This window comes from Pseudomonas sp. MAFF 730105 (genome assembly GCF_055380705.1).
On the sequence record NZ_AP018438.1, the window covers coordinates 4,871,348 to 4,889,563 of the forward strand.

At 62.8% G+C, this 18,216-nt stretch carries 17 protein-coding genes; 8 read left to right on the plus strand and 9 right to left on the minus strand.

The genetic code is table 11. The features are described from left to right. The first annotated feature begins 240 nt into the window (after positions 1-240). The 3 genes from PCOSP_RS21140 to xopAW all read left to right on the plus strand — a co-directional run bounded on the left by PCOSP_RS21140 (position 241) and on the right by xopAW (position 3,023). Positions 241-999, plus strand: coding sequence for a response regulator (locus PCOSP_RS21140; RefSeq protein ID WP_139649077.1), 759 nt, complete (start codon positions 241-243; stop codon positions 997-999). Then, entirely contained in the window at positions 999-2,060 is a 1,062-nt protein-coding gene (locus PCOSP_RS21145) for a sensor histidine kinase (RefSeq protein WP_175363787.1), read from the plus strand. Before PCOSP_RS21140 ends, PCOSP_RS21145 begins: the two co-directional genes overlap by 1 nt. A 237-nt stretch (positions 2,061-2,297) precedes the next feature. Next, positions 2,298-3,023 (plus strand): XopAW family type III secretion system calcium-binding effector, encoded by a 726-nt coding sequence (xopAW, locus tag PCOSP_RS21150; RefSeq protein ID WP_464709469.1) that lies wholly within the window; start codon positions 2,298-2,300, stop codon positions 3,021-3,023. 239 nt (positions 3,024-3,262) lie between these two features. Here xopAW and PCOSP_RS21155 read toward each other — a convergent pair whose 3' ends face one another. The 8 genes from PCOSP_RS21155 to PCOSP_RS21190 all read right to left on the minus strand — a co-directional run bounded on the left by PCOSP_RS21155 (position 3,263) and on the right by PCOSP_RS21190 (position 9,717). Next, positions 3,263-4,300, minus strand: a complete 1,038-nt coding sequence (locus tag PCOSP_RS21155; protein ID WP_139649071.1) for an AI-2E family transporter — start codon at positions 4,298-4,300, stop codon at positions 3,263-3,265. Between the two features lie 69 nt (positions 4,301-4,369). Then, on the minus strand, positions 4,370-5,191 hold the full coding sequence (locus tag PCOSP_RS21160; protein ID WP_464709470.1) for a DUF4892 domain-containing protein: 822 nt from the start codon (positions 5,189-5,191) through the stop codon (positions 4,370-4,372). 129 nt (positions 5,192-5,320) lie between these two features. Then, entirely contained in the window at positions 5,321-6,172 is an 852-nt protein-coding gene (locus tag PCOSP_RS21165; protein ID WP_139649066.1) for an alpha/beta hydrolase, read from the minus strand. Then, positions 6,169-6,963 carry an alpha/beta fold hydrolase gene (locus tag PCOSP_RS21170; RefSeq protein WP_139649064.1) on the minus strand — a complete coding sequence of 265 codons (795 nt, stop codon included), beginning with the start codon at positions 6,961-6,963 and terminating at the stop codon, positions 6,169-6,171. Before PCOSP_RS21170 ends, PCOSP_RS21165 begins: the two co-directional genes overlap by 4 nt. A 262-nt stretch (positions 6,964-7,225) precedes the next feature. Then, on the minus strand, positions 7,226-7,669 hold the full coding sequence (locus PCOSP_RS21175; RefSeq protein ID WP_041024931.1) for a hotdog fold thioesterase: 444 nt from the start codon (positions 7,667-7,669) through the stop codon (positions 7,226-7,228). Positions 7,670-7,864: 195 nt separating this feature from the next. Next, positions 7,865-8,317 (minus strand): SixA phosphatase family protein, encoded by a 453-nt coding sequence (locus tag PCOSP_RS21180; protein WP_139649063.1) that lies wholly within the window; start codon positions 8,315-8,317, stop codon positions 7,865-7,867. Next, the gene (locus tag PCOSP_RS21185) at positions 8,314-8,661 is read right to left on the minus strand and encodes a DUF4389 domain-containing protein (protein WP_139649060.1); all 348 of its coding nucleotides are present in this window, start codon (positions 8,659-8,661) and stop codon (positions 8,314-8,316) included. The genes PCOSP_RS21180 and PCOSP_RS21185 overlap by 4 nt, the downstream gene beginning before the upstream one ends. A 30-nt stretch (positions 8,662-8,691) precedes the next feature. Next, positions 8,692-9,717 carry an NAD(P)H-dependent glycerol-3-phosphate dehydrogenase gene (locus tag PCOSP_RS21190; RefSeq protein WP_139649058.1) on the minus strand — a complete coding sequence of 342 codons (1,026 nt, stop codon included), beginning with the start codon at positions 9,715-9,717 and terminating at the stop codon, positions 8,692-8,694. 199 nt (positions 9,718-9,916) lie between these two features. Here PCOSP_RS21190 and PCOSP_RS21195 point away from each other — a divergent pair, with 199 nt between their 5' ends. The 5 genes from PCOSP_RS21195 to fabB all read left to right on the plus strand — a co-directional run bounded on the left by PCOSP_RS21195 (position 9,917) and on the right by fabB (position 16,856). Beyond that, entirely contained in the window at positions 9,917-12,040 is a 2,124-nt protein-coding gene (locus PCOSP_RS21195) for a TonB-dependent receptor plug domain-containing protein (RefSeq protein ID WP_464709471.1), read from the plus strand. Further along, on the plus strand, positions 12,041-12,973 hold the full coding sequence (locus PCOSP_RS21200; protein WP_175363795.1) for an ABC transporter substrate-binding protein: 933 nt from the start codon (positions 12,041-12,043) through the stop codon (positions 12,971-12,973). Continuing rightward, positions 12,970-14,871 carry an ATP-binding protein gene (locus tag PCOSP_RS21205; RefSeq protein ID WP_175363796.1) on the plus strand — a complete coding sequence of 634 codons (1,902 nt, stop codon included), beginning with the start codon at positions 12,970-12,972 and terminating at the stop codon, positions 14,869-14,871. Before PCOSP_RS21200 ends, PCOSP_RS21205 begins: the two co-directional genes overlap by 4 nt. Before the next feature lie 237 nt (positions 14,872-15,108). After that, on the plus strand, positions 15,109-15,624 hold the full coding sequence (gene fabA, locus PCOSP_RS21210; protein WP_123346011.1) for a 3-hydroxyacyl-[acyl-carrier-protein] dehydratase FabA: 516 nt from the start codon (positions 15,109-15,111) through the stop codon (positions 15,622-15,624). Between the two features lie 11 nt (positions 15,625-15,635). Continuing rightward, entirely contained in the window at positions 15,636-16,856 is a 1,221-nt protein-coding gene (gene fabB, locus PCOSP_RS21215) for a beta-ketoacyl-ACP synthase I (protein WP_139649050.1), read from the plus strand. 271 nt (positions 16,857-17,127) lie between these two features. Here the strand turns inward: fabB and PCOSP_RS21220 are convergent, their stop codons facing one another. Further along, positions 17,128-18,159 carry an amidohydrolase family protein gene (locus tag PCOSP_RS21220; protein ID WP_175363803.1) on the minus strand — a complete coding sequence of 344 codons (1,032 nt, stop codon included), beginning with the start codon at positions 18,157-18,159 and terminating at the stop codon, positions 17,128-17,130. Positions 18,160-18,216: the final 57 nt, after the last annotated feature.

Sequence of the window (18,216 nt, forward strand, 5' to 3'; positions counted from 1 at the left end):
GCCCGTGCGGGACCCGATGATCGGTAAATCATCATCGCGCCCTGGTGAGCATGGACAATTGTGCCTTTTGTGTCCAAGCCGATACATTCAAGACATCCGGGCAATACGCCAGCCCATTACCGTCCGCCGCCGCACCCCGTCCTTCCAGCCCTTCACGCCCTACGGCCTGAAGCCTATGCTGGAGCCACAACCTCGCCGCCTTCTTTGCCGTTGGCAGCTTACCTGGCAGATGATGCACCCATGCAGAACACCCCTGTTGCAAAGGCTGGCGGCCAACTGGCCTCAGGCGATGACAAGCGCTGGAGCATCCGCGCGCTGATCGTCGATGACGATGTACCAATCCGCGAACTGCTGATCGATTACCTGGCCCGCTTCAACATTCGCGCCAGCGGCGTAACCGATGGCGCGGGCATGCGCCACGCCATGCAGACCGAGCATTTCGATGTGGTCGTGCTCGACCTGATGCTGCCGGGGGAAGACGGCTTGCAGTTATGTCGCTGGTTGCGCGCCGAATCGGATATTCCGATCCTGATGCTCACCGCCCGCTGCGAACCCACCGACCGTATCATCGGCCTGGAATTGGGCGCCGACGACTACATGGCCAAACCATTCGAGCCCAGGGAACTGGTGGCGCGGATCCAGACGATCCTGCGCCGGGTGCGCGACGACCGCACCGAGCAACGCGCCAACATCCGCTTCGACAACTGGCGGCTCAACAGCGTGCTGCGCCAGCTGATCTCCGCCGACGGGCTGGTCGTGCCATTGTCCAATGCCGAGTTCCGGCTGCTGTGGGTCTTCATCGAACGACCGCGTCGGGTGCTCAGCCGCGAACAACTGCTGGACGCCGCCCGTGGACGCTCCATCGAGGCGTTCGACCGCAGCATCGACCTGCTGGTCTCGCGCCTGCGCCAGAAACTGGGCGACGACCCCAAGGCCCCGCAGTTGATCAAGACCGTGCGTGGCGAGGGCTACCTGTTCGACGCGCGGGACATCGGCTGATGCGATTGCGCCTCGACTCCCTGTTCGGCCGCCTGTTTGGCGTGCTGCTATTGGCGATCGTCCTGGCCCATCTATTGGCCTTTGCCTGGTTCATCCACTACGACCAGCCGCCACCTCCCGGCCCACCTCCGGAGTTTTCCCGACACGGTGACGGACCACCGCCCTTTGCGTCCTCCCCTTTCGCTCCGCCGCCCGAGCCCCGGCCACGCCCCTGGTTCGGTGGCCCCGTGGTGCCGCTGACGTTCCAGTTCATATGTCTGATCATCGCGGCCTGGTACGGCGCCAAACTCCTGACCCGGCCAATCCAGCGTCTGAGCGATGCCGCCGAACGCCTGAGCGAGGACCTTGACAGCCCACCGCTGGACGAAACCGGCCCGCGGGAGGCCCGACAGGCGGCCCATACGTTCAACCTGATGCAAAAGCGTATTCGTGAGCAGGTCCAGCAGCGCTCACGCATGCTCGGGGCGGTGTCCCACGACCTGCGTACCCCACTGTCACGGCTGAAACTGCGCCTGGAACAGATCGATGACATCAAGCTGCAAGGCCAGATGCGCCAGGACCTGGACGACATGATCGGCATGCTCGACGCCACCCTGACCTACCTGCACGAACAGCGCACCAGCGAAGCGCTGCAATGGATGGACGTGCAGGCCCTGGTGGAATCCCTGAGCGAAAACGCCCAGGACCAGGGCGCCGACGTGCAATTCAGTGGTTCCTGCGCGCCCTTGCAGGTGCAACCCATGGCGCTGCGCTCGTGCCTCAACAACCTCATGGACAATGCCTTGCGCTACGCCGGGCACGCGTCGATTGCCCTGGAGGACCAGGGCTTGCAGGTACTGATCCGGGTCATCGACCATGGCCCGGGAATCGCCGAGGACAAACGCGAGGCGGTGTTCGAGCCGTTCTACCGCCTGGAAGGCTCACGCAACCGCAACTCCGGCGGCGTCGGCCTGGGCATGACCATCGCCCGGGAAGCCGCGGAACGCCTGGGCGGGCAACTGAGCCTGGAAGAAACGCCGGGCGGCGGGCTGACCGCGGTCATCCGCCTGCCTCGCGCTTGAGTCCCTGTGTGCCAAGCCACCTGTAGGAGCGAGCCTGCTCGCGATAGCGGTAAGTCAGCCAATGAATGGATAGCTGATCAACCGCAATCGCGAGCAGGCTCGCTCCCACCAGGGCCCCGGATGAGCCAGGGTTTTGTACTGCCCCCGGTACAAACCCCACATACCCACGACAACTGCCCCGCCGAGGCTGCATAAGCCGGTGCACCCACCGGCTATTTCACCCCAAGGAGAGTGCCCATGATCGGCAGCGTCAGCAGTAGCAGCTACTCGACGTACACCAGCCTCAACAGTACCGCGACCCACAATGCCCGCGGCCAACAGTTCCAAAAGGAACTGCTCGGCAAGCTCGACAGCAACGGCAATGGCTCGGTCGACCAGGATGAACTGAGCACGGCCCTGTCGCAGAAGAGCGACAACGGCATCCTGGTCAGCCTGAGTGACAATTTCGCTGACCTGGACAGTGACAGCAGCGGTGACCTGAACAACGATGAAATGGCGGCAATGGCCCCGCCGCCACCGCCTCCAGGTGACCGGCCGCCAAACACCGAGTTGGCCGATGCGCTGCTCAGCGTCCTGGACGCAGACGGCGACGGTTCAGTCAGCAGCGACGAGTTGAGCAACAGCCTTTCCAGCGCCGGCAGCAGCGCCGACAGCACGCAAGTGTTCTCGGCACTGGACAAGAACGAGGACGGTACCGTCAGCCTCGACGAACTCGCCGCCAGCCTCGCACCGTCACCGCCGCCACAACAGGCCCCCAGTGAAAGGCTGTTCAGCCAATTCGACAGCGATGGTGACGGCAGCGTCACCGCCAGCGAACTGACCAGCGTCTTGCAATCCAGCGACAGCTCCACCACTCAATCCAGCGTCAGCGAAGCGCTGAACAGGATGATCGCCAACCTCAGTCGGCAGTATTCGCTGGATGACGTGGCGAGCGTGGGGAAACATCTGAACGTGGCGACCTGATGCCCTAAGAGCCTGGACTCACAAGCGCCAGGCTCATTGATCAGTCCCACTTGTGGCGAGGGGATTTATCCCCGCTGGGCTGCGTAGCAGCCCCAACTGCCTACATAGAAGCAATCTGAATACCGAGGCGCCAGCTTTTTAGGGCTGCTGCGCAGCCCAACGGGGATAAATCCCCTCGCCACCGATAAATCCCTCCACCACAAATAAATCTTTCACCACACTTAATTACCCATACCGAATCACCGCGCCTGGCTCTTGCTCCAATCCGTCAGCAGGCTGTACGCCACCGCCAGCAGCGTGGGGCCGATGAACAGGCCGATGAAGCCGAAAGCGATCAACCCACCGAACACCCCCAACAACACAATGACCAATGGCAGGTTTCCACCACGGCTGATCAAGTAGGGTTTGAGCACGTTGTCCACGCCGCTGATGATGAACATGCCCCAGATGCCGAGGAATATCGCCATCCCATATTCGCCCTTCCACACCAGCCAGGCCGTTGCGGGGATCCAGACCAGCGGCGGTCCCATGGGAATCAGGCTGAGCAGGAAGGTGGCGATGCCCAGTACCAGGGCACCCGGCACTCCGGCGATCAGGAAGCCGATCAGTGCCAGCAGGGCCTGGGCGGCGGCGGTGCCGATCACGCCGTTGACTACCCGTTGCACGGTACCCGCCACCAGCTCGATGTAGTAACCGGCACGGTCGCCGATCAGGCGTTCGAGCAGGCCGTGGACAAACGCCGCCAGGCGCGGGCCGTCGCGATAGAAAAAGAACACGAACACGATGCTCAGGGTCAGCTCGAGCATGCCGCCACCAATCTGCTTGCTGCGGGCCAGCAGCCAGTTGCCGACCTGCCCCAGATACGGCTTGATGGAAACCATCATCGCCGCCCCCTGCTGGTCGACGCTGTTCCAGATAGCGACGAGCCGCCCACCCACCAGCGGCAAGCCACCCAGCCAGGCCGGGGCATCGGGCAGGCCATCGACCTGCACGTCCCTGATGAACGCCGTGGCATCGCGTACATGATCGGCCAGGTTGAAACCCAACCACACCAGAGGCACCGCCACCAGCAACATCCAGCCCACCGTCAGCATCGCCGCCGCGAGGGATTCGCGACCATTGACCCAGCGGGTCAGCAGCCGCATCAGCGGCCAACTGGCGAAGGCCAGCACCGCCCCCCAGAACAGCGCCGACCAGAACGGAGCCATGACCCATAGGCTTGCGCCGAACAACACCAGGAGCAGGATCTGCACCAACAGCCGATCGTTATTGAGCATGAAAAGTCTCGAAGAATGAACAGGACCGGGGCAGCGGCGCAACGTCCGCCGTCCGCCGTCCGGCACAGCTTAGCGCAGCAACTCAAGGTGAAGGCCTGCCGTATTGCCATCACTGGCCACCTCCATCCGCGCCTCGCGAACCCCCTGCTCCGCCAGCGCCTGGCGCCAGGCCTCGGCCTTGGGGCCCGCGAGGCTGACCCGCAGGCCGGTGTCTAGGTTCAGTGCCCGGGCCAGCAGGCGTAGCCAGGTCTCGTCCGGCTCGCCGGCAAGACGTGGCAAATCCAGCACGCCGGTGTCCTTGAGCTGACGCAGCAGGGTGGCGGAGGTCGGCAGCAAGTCCCCCAGGGGAGCGCTCGCCTCGAACTGCTCGACATGCAGGTAGGCCTTGCGGTTGCCGCGGGTGATGCCGTACAGCGCAATCAAGGTGTTGTCTGCCGGTGGCGCCAGGCGCAGCAACAGATAGGCCTGGCCGTTGTCGGCACCGTAGAGCTTGGCGTTGCCGAACACTTCGTTGGCCCAGAGGCTGCTTTCCCCACAGTCACGGGCCTGGCACCAGTACAGCAGCTCGGCACCTTGCTGCTGCAAGGCTTCGCGGGCGACGGTAAAGGCCTGGGTAGCGGAATGTTCCGGCGGCAGCTCATAGGTCACCGACGTGACGGCACCGCGGCCATCGACCTGCCCGTCGAAACGCAACTGGCCGCTGATCTTGCGAATCGAGCCCAGGGGGTAGATGCGCTCGACGTCGCTGGTTTGCCGATAATCGACAATCTGCGCATCGGGCAGGCGCGGCACGCGCTCCAGGTCCCGGCTGCCGGGTACATCGGCGGCGAAAGACGCCGGGGTGATGCAGGCCAGCGCCAACCAGGTAAGTGAATGAACGAATGATTTCATCGGATCGACTTGGCCTGGCGCTCGTGGACGAAACCGGCGTCGTCCCTGCGCCACAAGGCGGGTAAACAGAGCTCTGTCATGGTGGTCTCCCTTTCAACCCGCCCAGCCTCGAGAGTTGCCCGGCGCAAGTCAAGAAGTGCTGAAGAACCGATTGAAACAGTCTGCTACAAGCACGGCACCGGTTTCGTCGTTCAGGTGCAAATGATGGCCGCCGGGCAATTGTTCATGACTGAAGGGTAGACGCTCCAGCAATTCGGGGTGCCGGGCCAGCATGCCCTCGGCTGCCACGATCAGATGGGCGGGACAACCGACCCGCGCCACGAAGGCCATGGCCTGTTCGTCGGTCAGGCGCAGCGGCGAGGGCAAGGTCAGGCGATTGTCGGTGCGCCAGGTGTAGCCACCCGGCACCGGCATCAGGCCACGCTGGGCGAGCAGCTCGGCGGCCTCGCGGCTGACCGCCACCAGCCCTTTCATGCGGGCTTCGATGGCCCGGTCGAGGGTTTTGTAGACCGGTTTGGTCTTTTTCTGCAGATCGAGCTGCGCCTGCAGGGCCATGCCCATGCGTTCGGCCGCGTTGTCGCCCTGGGCCGTCGGCGGAATGATGCCGTCGATCAGCCCCAGGTGCGTCACCCGCTCCGGCAGGGACCCGGCCAACACCAGCGACACGATCGCGCCCAGGGAATGCCCCAGCAGGGCGAAACGTTGCAGGCCCAGTTGCTCGGCGACCTGCAGCACATCATGGGCATAGTCCCACAGGGCGTAGCCGGCACCGGGCGGGCGATGCCCCGAATGACCATGACCGGCCATGTCCAGGGCAATGATCCGCAAGCCCTCCAGCCGGGGGGCCAGGCGGGCGAAACTGTTGGCATTGTCCAGCCAGCCATGCAAGGCGATCACCGGGCGCCCATCTTCCGGTCCGAACAGGTGGGCTGCCAGTTCGATGTGGGGCAGGCTCAGGCGGACTTCCTCGACTCCGTTCATGCGCTGCGCCCTTGCCAACGTTGGAACAGCCCCTTGAGCAGGTCAGCCGTGTCCAGAGGATGCTCCAGGGGAAACATATGGCCGCCGGGCATGCTCAAGGACTCGCCCAGGGGCATGCTGCCCACCGAGCGAGCGTGATGACGCATCACCACGCGGCTTTGTCGGCCTCGCACTACCGCCAAGGGCAACTTGAGCGTGCGGGTCCGACCGGGACTGGTGTGTGGCACGCCGCGGTAGATGCTGATTTCCGTGGCCGGATCGAAGCGCAATCGCAGGCGGTCACCGACTTGTTGCAGGCCATGTTGCAGATAGGCGTCGAAGCAATCCGGGTCGAAACCGCGAAACAGGGTCTTGCCGGAAAAATATTGCCGGGCCGCTTCCAGGTCCTCGAACTCCTCGCGCCGGCCCAGGGTCCGGCCGGCCGGGGTCAGGCGGTCGATGAAGCCCAGACGCTTGGCCGCCAGGATCACCCAGCGGTCCGTGCGGGTCAGGACCGGCGAATCGAGCATGACCACGCCACGGTACAACCGAGGGCAGCGCAAGGCCGCGTGCAGGTGCAGGACACCGCCCAGGGAGTGACCGACACCCCACACCGGTTCCGGCTGTTGTTCCAGGTGATGGATCAGCTCGTCCACCAGGTTGTTCCAGTTATCGTCCACCGGAAAACGTGGGTCATGGCCATGCAGCTCCAGGTGTGCGACCTGATACTGCGGCGCCAGCGCGGCAAACAGCTTGCCGTAGGTGGCCGAGGGAAAACCATTGGCGTGGGTGAAAAACACCTGTTGCGACATGACAGCCGATCCATTGAGGGAACTGAGGCCGATTGTCCGTAGAAGCCAGTGGCGCGGCAATGACCGTAACTGACAGGAATGATGACAGTCTGGCTTGGGCTATGGCGTTATGGCTGACCAGCCGCAAATTTTGTGGCAACGACACCTGTGGGAGCAAAGCTTGCTCGCGACGCGGACACCGCCATTTCTGAAAGACTGTGTTGGCTTCATCGCGGGCAAGCCTTGCTCCCACAAATCCCTTCGCTACAAAGGATCTGTGGAATCAGCGCGCCGGCGGTTGCTCGCCCAGCGGCACCACCGCCATGGTCAGGCGCGACACACAGTTGACCTTGCCTTCGTCGTTGCTCAGGCGGATGTCCCAGACCTGGGTGGTACGGCCCAGATGAACCATCCTGGCCGTGGCCGTCACCCGCCCGCTGCGTACACCGCGCAAGTGGTTGGCATTGATTTCCAAGCCCACGCAATAGAACTTGCTGGTGTCCACGCACAGGTAGGCGGCCATGGAGCCGACCGTTTCGGCCAGGACCACCGAAGCACCGCCATGCAACAGGCCGAACGGCTGATGGGTGCGGTGATCGACCACCATGCTGGCGGTCAGGGATTCGTCGTCGAACGACTCGAAACGAATATCCAGTACCTCGCTGATGGTGTTTTTAGCGGCAGCGTTCAGTTGTTCGATGTTGGGTGTGGTGCGCCACAGACTCATCGTTACCCTTCCTTATGTTTATGTGGGAACAAGGCCCCAAGGCCAATCAAGGATCAAGCGATATTTCTGTGGGAGCGAGCCTGCTCGCGATAGCGGTCTGTCAGTTGACAGGGATGTCGACTGACACGGCCTCATCGCGAGCAGGCTCGCTCCCACAAGTCATATGGTTTGACTGGCAGCAAGGCCCGGTCTTTCTCATGGATGCCGAAGGCCCTTGAGTCGCATCGCACCGGCCAACGGCAGGTCACCTTCCAGCTCAGCCAGACCAGCCGTGTTCACCCGCTCGGGTTGTTGCAGGTGACCGTGTTGCGCAAAGCCCAACAGGCTGCCCACCAACGGGTTATGGCTGACCAGCAGCACATCATCCCGATCCCCGAGATGCTCCAGGACTGTCTGGGGCCGGGTTTCCGGCTTGAGCCAGTCGACCGTGATCAACTCCGGTTCGAACCCCAACGCCTCACGCACCAGTTGCGCAGTCTGCTGGGCGCGCAGGTAAGGGCTGGCATAAATGGCGGTCAACGGGCGGCCGATCAATTCGGCGGCACTGCGCAGGACTTCTTCACGCCCGTGAACCGTCAAGGCCCGCTCGGGATCGGGGCGGGCACCGTATGGCTCGGCTTCGCCATGACGCAGTACCCACAGGTTCATAGCTTGGGCTCCTCATCCTGGACAGGGTGCGGCGCCGGCGCCACGACGTGGGGCGCTTCGCCTTCCGGCGCGCGCGGGCTCGGCCAGTCAGCGAAGGGCCAGGGTTTCTGGTCGCTGTGGAAGGTGCCGAAACGGCCGATCTGGGCCAGGAACTGGCTGAGGCTGTCGCCGAAGTTCATCAGGCTGGCGCTGGGTGCGCCATAGATCAATCGATAGATCAATTGCACCAGTACCACGGCGCCAAGGATGAATTGCGCCACTTGCCAGACCAGCAGGTAAACCACCATCCACAGCACCCGCAACAGGATGGACTCGTATTGGGTCTGCCCTTTCGAATCGTTCATAGCTCACTCCTGCCTGTCATCGACAGCGGCTCAATTGAAGCCACTGGTGGAAATGAAATCGACATCGGTCTTCGGCTCGCCACGCATCAACAGTTCGATCACCTGCTCCAGCGTGCGCCCTTCGAACAGAATCGCGTGCAACCCGGCGACCAGCGGCATATAGACCCCGGCCTCCTGGGACTTGGCCTTGAGTACCTTGAGGGTGTTCACACCTTCGGCCACTTCGCCCAGGCGCGACACGGCCTCGTCCAGGCTCAGGCCCTCGCCGAGAGCGAAGCCGACCTGGTAGTTGCGACTCTTGGGCGAGGAGCAAGTGACGATGAGGTCGCCCACCCCCGCCAACCCGAGGAAGGTCATTGGATTGGCGCCCTGGCTGACGGCAAAGCGCGTCATTTCCGCCAGAGCCCGGGTGATCAGCATGCTCTTGGTGTTCTCTCCCATGCCCAGCGCCACCGCCATGCCGGAGATGATCGCATAGACGTTCTTCAGCGCTCCGCCCAGCTCCACGCCGAAACGGTCGGCACTGGCATAGACCCGGAAAGTGCGGCCATGAAGCGCGGCCTGGACCCGCTTGCACAGTTCTTCGTCTTCACTGGCCACCACGGTGGCGGTCAAGGCGTGCTCGGCGATTTCCCGCGCCAGGTTCGGCCCGGAAATCACCCCGATCCGCGCTTTTGGCGCGATCTCTTCAAGAATCTCGCTCATCAGCTTGAAGGTCTGGGCTTCGATGCCCTTGGTCAGGCTGACCAGGAACTTGCCGCTCAGGCAGTCGGCATGGGGCGCCAGCACCGAGCGCAAGGCGCTGGAGGGCAAGGCGACAAAAAACAGGTCACTGCCCTGGAGCGTGGCCTGCAGGTCGGTCACCGGCTCCACTTCCGGACGGATCTTGATGCCCTTGAGGTAACGCGGGTTCTCGCGGTTGACCCGGATGGCCTCGGCCTGCTCCGGGTCACGCATCCATTGGCGTACCGGGTGACCATTCTCGGCCAGCAGGTTGGCCACGGCGGTACCGAAACTCCCGCCTCCCAGGACCGCAATCGGGCGCTGTTCAGTCATATGCAATCCGTTCATCCATACCAAGTGGCGATGCCGGGCATTATACGGAGCGCCCAGATCGCGACTAGCCCCGCTATTAATTACCCACAACTGTAGGAAGCTGACCATCAATTGCTCGGAAAATGCTATCAACGCAACTGGAAAAGTCTCTCAGCTCAGTTAACATGCCCGCCATCATTCTGTTATCAAAGGCTCTGCCGTGACCGTTGGCCCCTCCCGCTCAGGCTCGTCCCTGCTATTGGCGCTGCTCGTCAGCCCGCCAGTGTGGGCCGACGACTTGTTTGTCGACAGCCAACCCCTGCCCCAGGTCCTGACCGCCACTCGCTTGAAACAATCGCCAGCGGCGGTGCCGGGCAGCATGACCGTGCTGGACAGCGAGCTGATCAAGGCCAGTGGCGCCCGGGACATCAGCGAACTGCTGCGCCTGGTACCCGGCATGATGGTCGGCAACCTCAGCGGTAATCAGCCCACCGTGAACTACCACGGCACCAACGCCAGCGAAGCACGCCGCATGCAGGTGCTGATCGATGGCCGCTCGGTGTACCGCGCCGGTCTCGCCACCGTTGACTGGAGCGACATTCCGGTGGCCATGGAGGACATCGAGCGAATCGAAGTCTTCCGCGGCCCGAACACGGTCAGCTATGGCGCCAACGCGCTGATGGCGGTGGTCAACATCATCACCCGGGCGCCGGCCAACAGCCACGGCACGCGGGTGAAGATCACCCAGGGCCAGCGCGGCATCAGCGACTGGTACGCCAGCCAGGGCACCGGCTGGGAGGGGGGCGATCTGCGACTTTCCTTGTCCGGTCAGGAAGACGACGGCTTCGACAGCGACCGCAACGGCGCCGACTACCGCGACAGCCGCCGCTTGAACCGTATCAACCTGTCGGTCAGCCAGACACTGAATGAACAACAGAGCATCGATTGGCAGTTGAATGCCAAGGACGGGACCAACCAGCGGCCTTATACCTACCACCCGGTCTTTGCCGGGATTACCGCCGCTGGGGATAACTCCGACGTCATCGCCAAGGACTATGCCGGCTCGCTGCGCTGGAATCTGGACCTCAACCCCGACCACAGCCTGTATGTGCAGAGCTCGATCCAGCACTGGGATCGCCAGCAGACCTGGCGCGCCTGCGATGCCGAGGTGTCCTTCAGCCCGCAACTGACCGACCTGTGGCTGCTCAATCCCAACTACGCAGAGAAGCTGGCGCGCAACATGCCCGGCTTCACCAGCACCGGCGCGCCACCCGGTACGGCGCAGGAACAGGCGTTGGCCAACCAGGTGCTCGACCAATGGCGCAACGGCGCCTCGCGAACCGTGTGCGGCGATATCGACCAGAGTGCCCGGGAATCACGCTACGACCTGGAGATCCAGGACACCCTGAGCCTGTCCGACAGCCTGCGACTGGTGACCGGGGCGAACTATCGCTATGACCGGGCCGATTCCGAGACGTACTTCGACGGCACACTGGATGACACCACTTGGCGGCTGTTTGGCCAGTTCGAATGGCGGGCCACCGAGCACTGGCTGTTGCAGGGCGGCGCGATGTTCGAAGACACCCGCCTGACCGGCAGTTCGCTGACACCGCGGGTGGCGGTCAACTACCTGATCACGCCACGGCATGGCTTGCGGGCGGTGTACTCCGAAGCGGTACGCTCACCGGACATGTTCGAGAACAACGTCAACTGGAGCTATCAGGTCACGAACCTGCAACCCACCGCCTTTGGCCGAAGCAGCGCGCGTTACTTTGTCCAGACCCGCGGTCCGGGAAACCTCGAGCAGGAACACATGCGCTCCCGGGAACTGGGCTACAACGGCTATTTCATGGACCTGGGCCTGACGGTTGACGTCAGGCTGTTCCATGACGAAATCACCGGCATGATCAGCGAACCGCTGCGCAACAACCAGTACATCGCCAGCAACGCCAATGAGTCGCAGTTTTCCGGCGCCGAAACCCAACTCGACTGGCGCATGACCAACGCCGACCGCCTGCGCGTGACGTATGCCTACGTCGACGCCCTGGCCAGCGCGCCCCTCGATGAACAACTGACCGCCCGCAACAGTGGTTCGGCCGGCTGGCTGCGGGACTGGGGCCAGGGTTGGAACAGCTCGGTGTTCTATTACGCCGCCGATGCCCTCAACGGCTACCGCTTCGAACGGGTCGATACCCGCCTCGCCCGGCGCATCCCGCTGGGCAAAGCCAGCCTGGAGCTGGCGGGTGTCCTGCAACAACGCCTCGACAATCAACCCACCACCTTCGTCGACAACCGCTACGACTCCCGACATGTCATGTACTTCAGCGCGGAGTTGTCCTTCTAGATGGCCCGGAGCCAACCGGGCAAGAGGCCATTTCCCGGCCGCCTGCCGCTGGCACTGTGCCTGGTGCTGGCGGGCCTGCTGGCAACGCTACAGGCCCGCGCCGCCGAAATCCTGTTGACCGGAACCCAGGACAGCCCCGGCGTGCAGTCCTTTACCCAGGCCCTGAAGGCCCTGCGCCCCGAAGACGATGTGCGCTTCACCCCGTTGGCGAGTCTACCGGCACCGGACAAGTTGCCGGCCAATATCCGCCTGGTGCTGCTGGACCTGCCCAGCCTCGACTGGCGTCTGCAAGCGGCTCAGGGACCGGCCACGCTTGTGCTGCGGATCAGCCGGCTGCAAGCCCGGGACCGCCTGGGCGAGGCAATCCCCGCGCACTTGAGCCTGTTGTGGAGCGATCCGCCGGTAGCGCGACAATTGCGCCTGATTCGCACGATCTTCCCGCAAGCGCGCAGGGTCGGCGTGCTGTTCGACGGGCACAGCGAGTTCCTGCTCAAGGAGATCCGCCAGGCCGCCGCACCGCTGGGCCTGGAGATCGTCACCGAGCGCTGGGAAGACACCAGCGACAGCCGCCCCCTGCAAAACCTGCTGGGCCAGAGCGATGTCTTGCTGGGCCTCGACGACCCCGACCTGTACAACCCCAAGACCGTGAAGAACCTGTTGCTCAGCAGCTATGCCCGACAACGCGCGCTGATCGGCCCGAGCGCGGCGTTTGTCAGGGCCGGCAGTCTGGCCAGCACCTACAGCGACCAGGAAGACTGGCTGGCGATTCTCGACGATCTGCTCGACCGTCCCGTCGCCACCTGGCCACGCGCGCTGTATCCGGCTCGCTTCAAAGTCCTGGACAACCGGCAAGTCGCCCGCTCCCTGGGGCTCGAACCGATTGACGCCGCTTCCGTCGCTACGCAGTTGGCCGAAGGAGAACACCGCCCATGACCTTGCGTCGCCGTTGGGATATCAGTACACGCACCCAGCTCATCGCCCTTGGCCCGGCGTTGCTGCTGACCGTGCTGTTGATCAGTTTCTTCACCTTCGTGCGAATCCAGGACCTGCGCCAGGAACTCAATCACACCGGGCAACTGATCGCCAACCAACTGGCTCCCGCCACCGAATACGGCGTGATTTCCGGCAACAACGATGTGCTGGAAAGCCTGCTCACCGCCACCCTGGCCACGCCCCACGTGCGCTTTCTGGAAGTACAGGACAGCACACACCGGGTGTTGGTGCACGTCGAGCAGCCCGAGCAGAATCGTGTTCACTCCCAGCAGATCGAAATGTTCCAGGCGCCGGTTCGCCTGCAGCGCATCGCCCTGAACAACGATTTCCTGCAAGGCAGCAGCCCTCCCATCGAGACTCCTGGCGAAGATTACCTGGGCCGGGTGATCGTCGGCATGTCCAGCGATGCCTTCAGCCAGCGGCAGCAGGAAATCCTGTTCAAGGCCGCGATCCTGGCGTTGTTCGCCCTGCTGTTCACCTTCCTGGTGGCGCGTCGCCTGGCCTCTGACCTGTCCCGGCCGATCCGCGACATCGGCAACGCCGTCAAGGCCATCCAGCAAGGCGACTACAGCAAACCGTTGCCTATCGTTGACGACGCCGAGCTGGGGGCCTTGTCGCGGCATATCAACAACCTGGCCGACGGCCTGGAACAAGCCAGCCGGGAACAGCACCAGGCCATGGCGCAGTTGATCAAGACCCGGGAAGAAGCCGAAAAAGCCAACAGCGCCAAGTCGGAATTCCTGGCCATGATGAGCCACGAGTTGCGCACGCCCATGAACGGTGTGCTGGGCATGCTGCAACTGCTGGAAACCACCCGGATGACCGACGAGCAGCACGAGTACACGGCACTGGCTTCGGAATCCACCGAGCACCTGTTGAAGGTGATCAACGACATCCTCGACTTCTCGCGCATCGAACGTTCGGCCCTGGAGCTGGAACATATCCCGTTCAACCTGACCGAGCTGGTGGGCAGTTGCGCCCAGTCGTTCCAGCACAGCGCCGCCCAACGCAAATTGGGCCTGGACCTGCTGATTCCGGACGACATGAAGGCCTTGCAGGTGCAAGGCGATCCGACGCGGATCCGACAGATCCTGGTGAACCTGATCGGCAACGCACTGAAGTTCACCGAGCAGGGACGTGTCACCGTGCAGTGCCAGTGGCAGGCCCTGGACCACGAATTGCTGTGGTTCACCTGCACGGTGCGCGACAGTGGCATCGGTATTTCACCCGAAAGCCTGGAGCGCATGTTCGACGCGTTCCAGCAGGCCGACAGTTCGATTTCCCGCCGCTACGGTGGCACCGGCCTGGGCCTGCCGATCGCGCGCACCCTGGCCGAACGCATGGGCGGCACGCTGCGGGCCCAGAGCGAGGAAGGCCAGGGCTCGGTGTTTACCCTGGAAATTCCGCTGGCCCGGTCCACACAGGGTCCGGTGGAGATCGCACCGCGACTGTCCCACGGCGGCGAGGGTGGCGCCGGTCGCAACGTGCTGCTGGTGGAGGACAACCCGGTGAACCAGACCGTGATCGAAGCCATGTTGCGCAGCCTGGGCTTTACCGTCAGCATCGCCGCCGACGGCGCCCAGGCCATCCGCAGTGCTGAAAGCCTGATGTTTGAATTGATCCTCATGGATTGCCGCTTGCCGGTGGTCGACGGTTACGAGGCCACGCGACGGATCCGCCAGTTGCCAGGTTGCGGCGAGGTACCGATCGTCGCCCTGACGGCCAATGCCTTGCAGGGCGATCGCGAAGCCTGCCTCGCGGCAGGCATGAACGATTACCTGGCAAAGCCGTTCAAAAGGGTTGATCTGCAGCATATTCTGCAGCGTTGGGTGCATTAGTAGCCTGTGTAGCTGGCGTGAAAGACGAAAGTGCGGCAGTCTTAGGCACCCGAACGAGCCTCGATTGAAGCTCGGATAAAAAATTTCAGTGCACAGGTGTACATTCATTTTCCGTGTGCTGTGACTTTCACTACAACGCAATAGTCTATGAGTAGGCTGTCGATTCGAGGCATGACCGCTTCGATCGGTCGGGAAGATTCGCCCAACCCTGCCGCATGGGACTATTGAGGAGCTCGCATGACCAAACAAAACGCCTTTACCCGGGAAGATCTGCTGCGCTGCAGTCGCGGTGAGCTGTTCGGCCCAGGTAACGCGCAACTGCCCGCCCCGAACATGCTGATGGTGGATCGCATCACCCATATCAGCGAAGAGGGTGGCAAGTACGGCAAAGGTGAATTGGTCGCCGAGCTGGATATCAATCCGGACCTGTGGTTCTTCGCCTGCCATTTCGAAGGCGATCCGGTCATGCCGGGCTGCCTGGGCCTGGATGCCATGTGGCAACTGGTCGGTTTCTTCCTCGGCTGGCAAGGCCTGCCGGGTCGCGGTCGCGCCCTCGGTTCGGGCGAAGTGAAGTTCTTCGGTCAGGTCCTCCCGACCGCGAAGAAAATCACCTATAACATTCATATCAAACGCGTCCTCAAGGGCAAGCTGAACATGGCCATTGCCGATGGTTCGGTGGCTGTCGACGGTCGCGAGATCTATACCGCCGAGGGCCTTCGGGTCGGCGTTTTCACCTCCACTGACAACTTCTAAGGGTTATCCGCATGCGCCGCGTCGTTATCACTGGTCTTGGCATCGTTTCTTGCCTGGGCAATGACAAAGAGACCGTCTCCGCTAACCTGCGTGCAAGTCGCCCTGGCATCCGGTTCAACCCGGAATACGCCGAAATGGGTCTGCGTAGCCAGGTTTCCGGCTCCATTGACCTCAACCTCGAAGAACTGATCGATCGCAAGATCTACCGTTTTGTCGGCCATGCAGCGGCTTACGCCTACCTGGCCATGAAGGACGCCATCGCCGACTCCGGCCTGACCGAAGAGCAGGTGTCCAACCCGCGCACCGGCCTGATCGCCGGCTCCGGCGGTGCCTCGACCTTGAACCAGATGGAAGCGCTGGACATCCTGCGCGAGAAAGGCGTCAAGCGCGTCGGTCCGTATCGCGTCACCCGGACCATGAGCAGCACCGTTTCCGCCTGCCTGGCCACACCTTTCAAGATCAAGGGCCTGAACTACTCCATCGCTTCTGCCTGCGCCACCAGTGCCCACTGCATCGGTACCGCCATGGAACAGATCCAGATGGGTAAGCAGGACGTCGTGTTCGCCGGCGGCGGTGAAGAAGAACACTGGAGCCAGTCGTTCCTGTTCGACGCCATGGGCGCCCTGTCCAGCAAGCGCAACGACACGCCGGAAAAAGCCTCCCGCGCCTACGATGCCGACCGTGACGGTTTCGTCATTGCCGGTGGCGGTGGCATGGTGGTGGTCGAGGAGCTGGAACATGCCCTGGCCCGCGGTGCAAAAATCTACGCGGAAATCGTCGGCTACGGCGCTACGTCCGACGGCTACGACATGGTTGCCCCAAGCGGCGAAGGTGCTATCCGCTGCATGCAGATGGCGATGTCCACCGTCGACACTCCGATCGACTACCTGAACACCCACGGCACTTCGACTCCGGTCGGCGACGTCGCGGAAATGAAAGGTGTGCGTGAAGTGTTCGGCGACAAGGCGCCGGCCATCAGCTCTACCAAGAGCCTGTCGGGTCACTCCCTGGGCGCCGCCGGCGTTCACGAAGCGATCTACTGCATGCTGATGATGGAAGGCAACTTCATCGCCGGCTCGGCCAACATCGACGAGCTGGACCCGGAAGTGGCCGACCTGCCGATCCTGACCAAGACCCGCGAAAACGCCACCATCAACACCGTGATGAGCAACAGCTTCGGCTTCGGCGGCACCAACGCCACCCTGGTACTGAAGCGCTGGCAGGGCAAGTAAGCCCCGCTGCTACGCCGCACACGAAAACGCCCCGACCGGTTCGGGGCGTTTTTTTTGCCTGCTTCTACCCTGTGGGAGCACAGCTTGCTCGCGATCCAGACACCTCAGCGCTCAAGACCGCATTGACCTCATCGCGGGCAAGCCTTGCTCCCACACAACACCGCCAGGAAATTATCCCGCGCAACCTTTCTCGTTTTTTTGCCTGCTGCTGCCTGTGGGAGCATAGCTTGCTCGCGATCCAAACACCTCAGCGCTCAAGACCGCGTTGACCTCATCGCGGGCAAGCCTTGCTCCCACACAACACCGCCAGGAAATTATCCCGCGCAACCTTTCTCGCTACCTCTTCGGGCAAGGCATCGAGAAACGGATCGAAGCCGTGCAGCTCCTTCCCCAGTTTGCCGAAACGTCCGACCACATCCGACCCCACCATGAAGCGCTCCGGAAAGCGCTCCACCAGCCTTACCCACTCCGGCCGAGGCGTGCCCGCTTCGTCGAGCAAATAGGGCGTGAGCAGGCTCCAGGACAGATCTATGTACAGATTGGGGTAGGCCTCGAGCAGCCGGGTCAGGGTTGGCAGCAGGAAATCCAATCGGGTCTGATGCCGATGAATCTCCATGCTGGTGCCGGCGTGGGCCCAGATGAAGCGGGTGTGCGGGTGCCTGCGCAACGATTCTTCGATTTCTGGCAGGTAAAGCGGATTCTTCTCACGCTTGGAGGTGATGTTGGAATGCAGCATTACCGGCAGGTCGTGCTCGGCCGCCAAGTGATAGATCATCGTCATGGCTTCGTTGTTGGCGCGCGGGGTGTCGCCCGAGGTCAGCGCCGTGAGGTCATCGTGACGGGTGAAGACTTCACCGATGCCTTGCCACAACCCCGGGTACAGATCAAGCATGCGCTGGACATGGGCGGCGGAGTTCTTGTCATTGGGGTTGAAACCCGACAGGAACGGATGAAAGTGCCGGCGTTGCTCGGTGGTCAACTTGCTCACCGCCGCCGCGACAATCCCATCGGTGGCGCTGTACCAATAGGCATCCGCATCGTCACCGGCGTAATAACGTGGACGCTTGGGCTCGTCCTCGTGCCATTTCTTGGCGACCGGGATACCTGAAATCATCACATGCTCGATGCGATTGTCAGCCATCGCCTGGAGCAGCTTGGGCATGCCGGCGGTTTCCTGAAAGAAATCGACGTAATGCAGGTGCGCATCGCTGTAGGCATATTCGCGGGCCATGGCGGCACTGCTCGAAGCGATCAGCAACCAGGCGAAGATCAGACGGGTCAATGGGTCATCTCCAAGGGCCATGAGCAGCATAGACCCCACCCTTCCCACCCGGGTTCAAGTCGCCCGTGCCGCCAACCG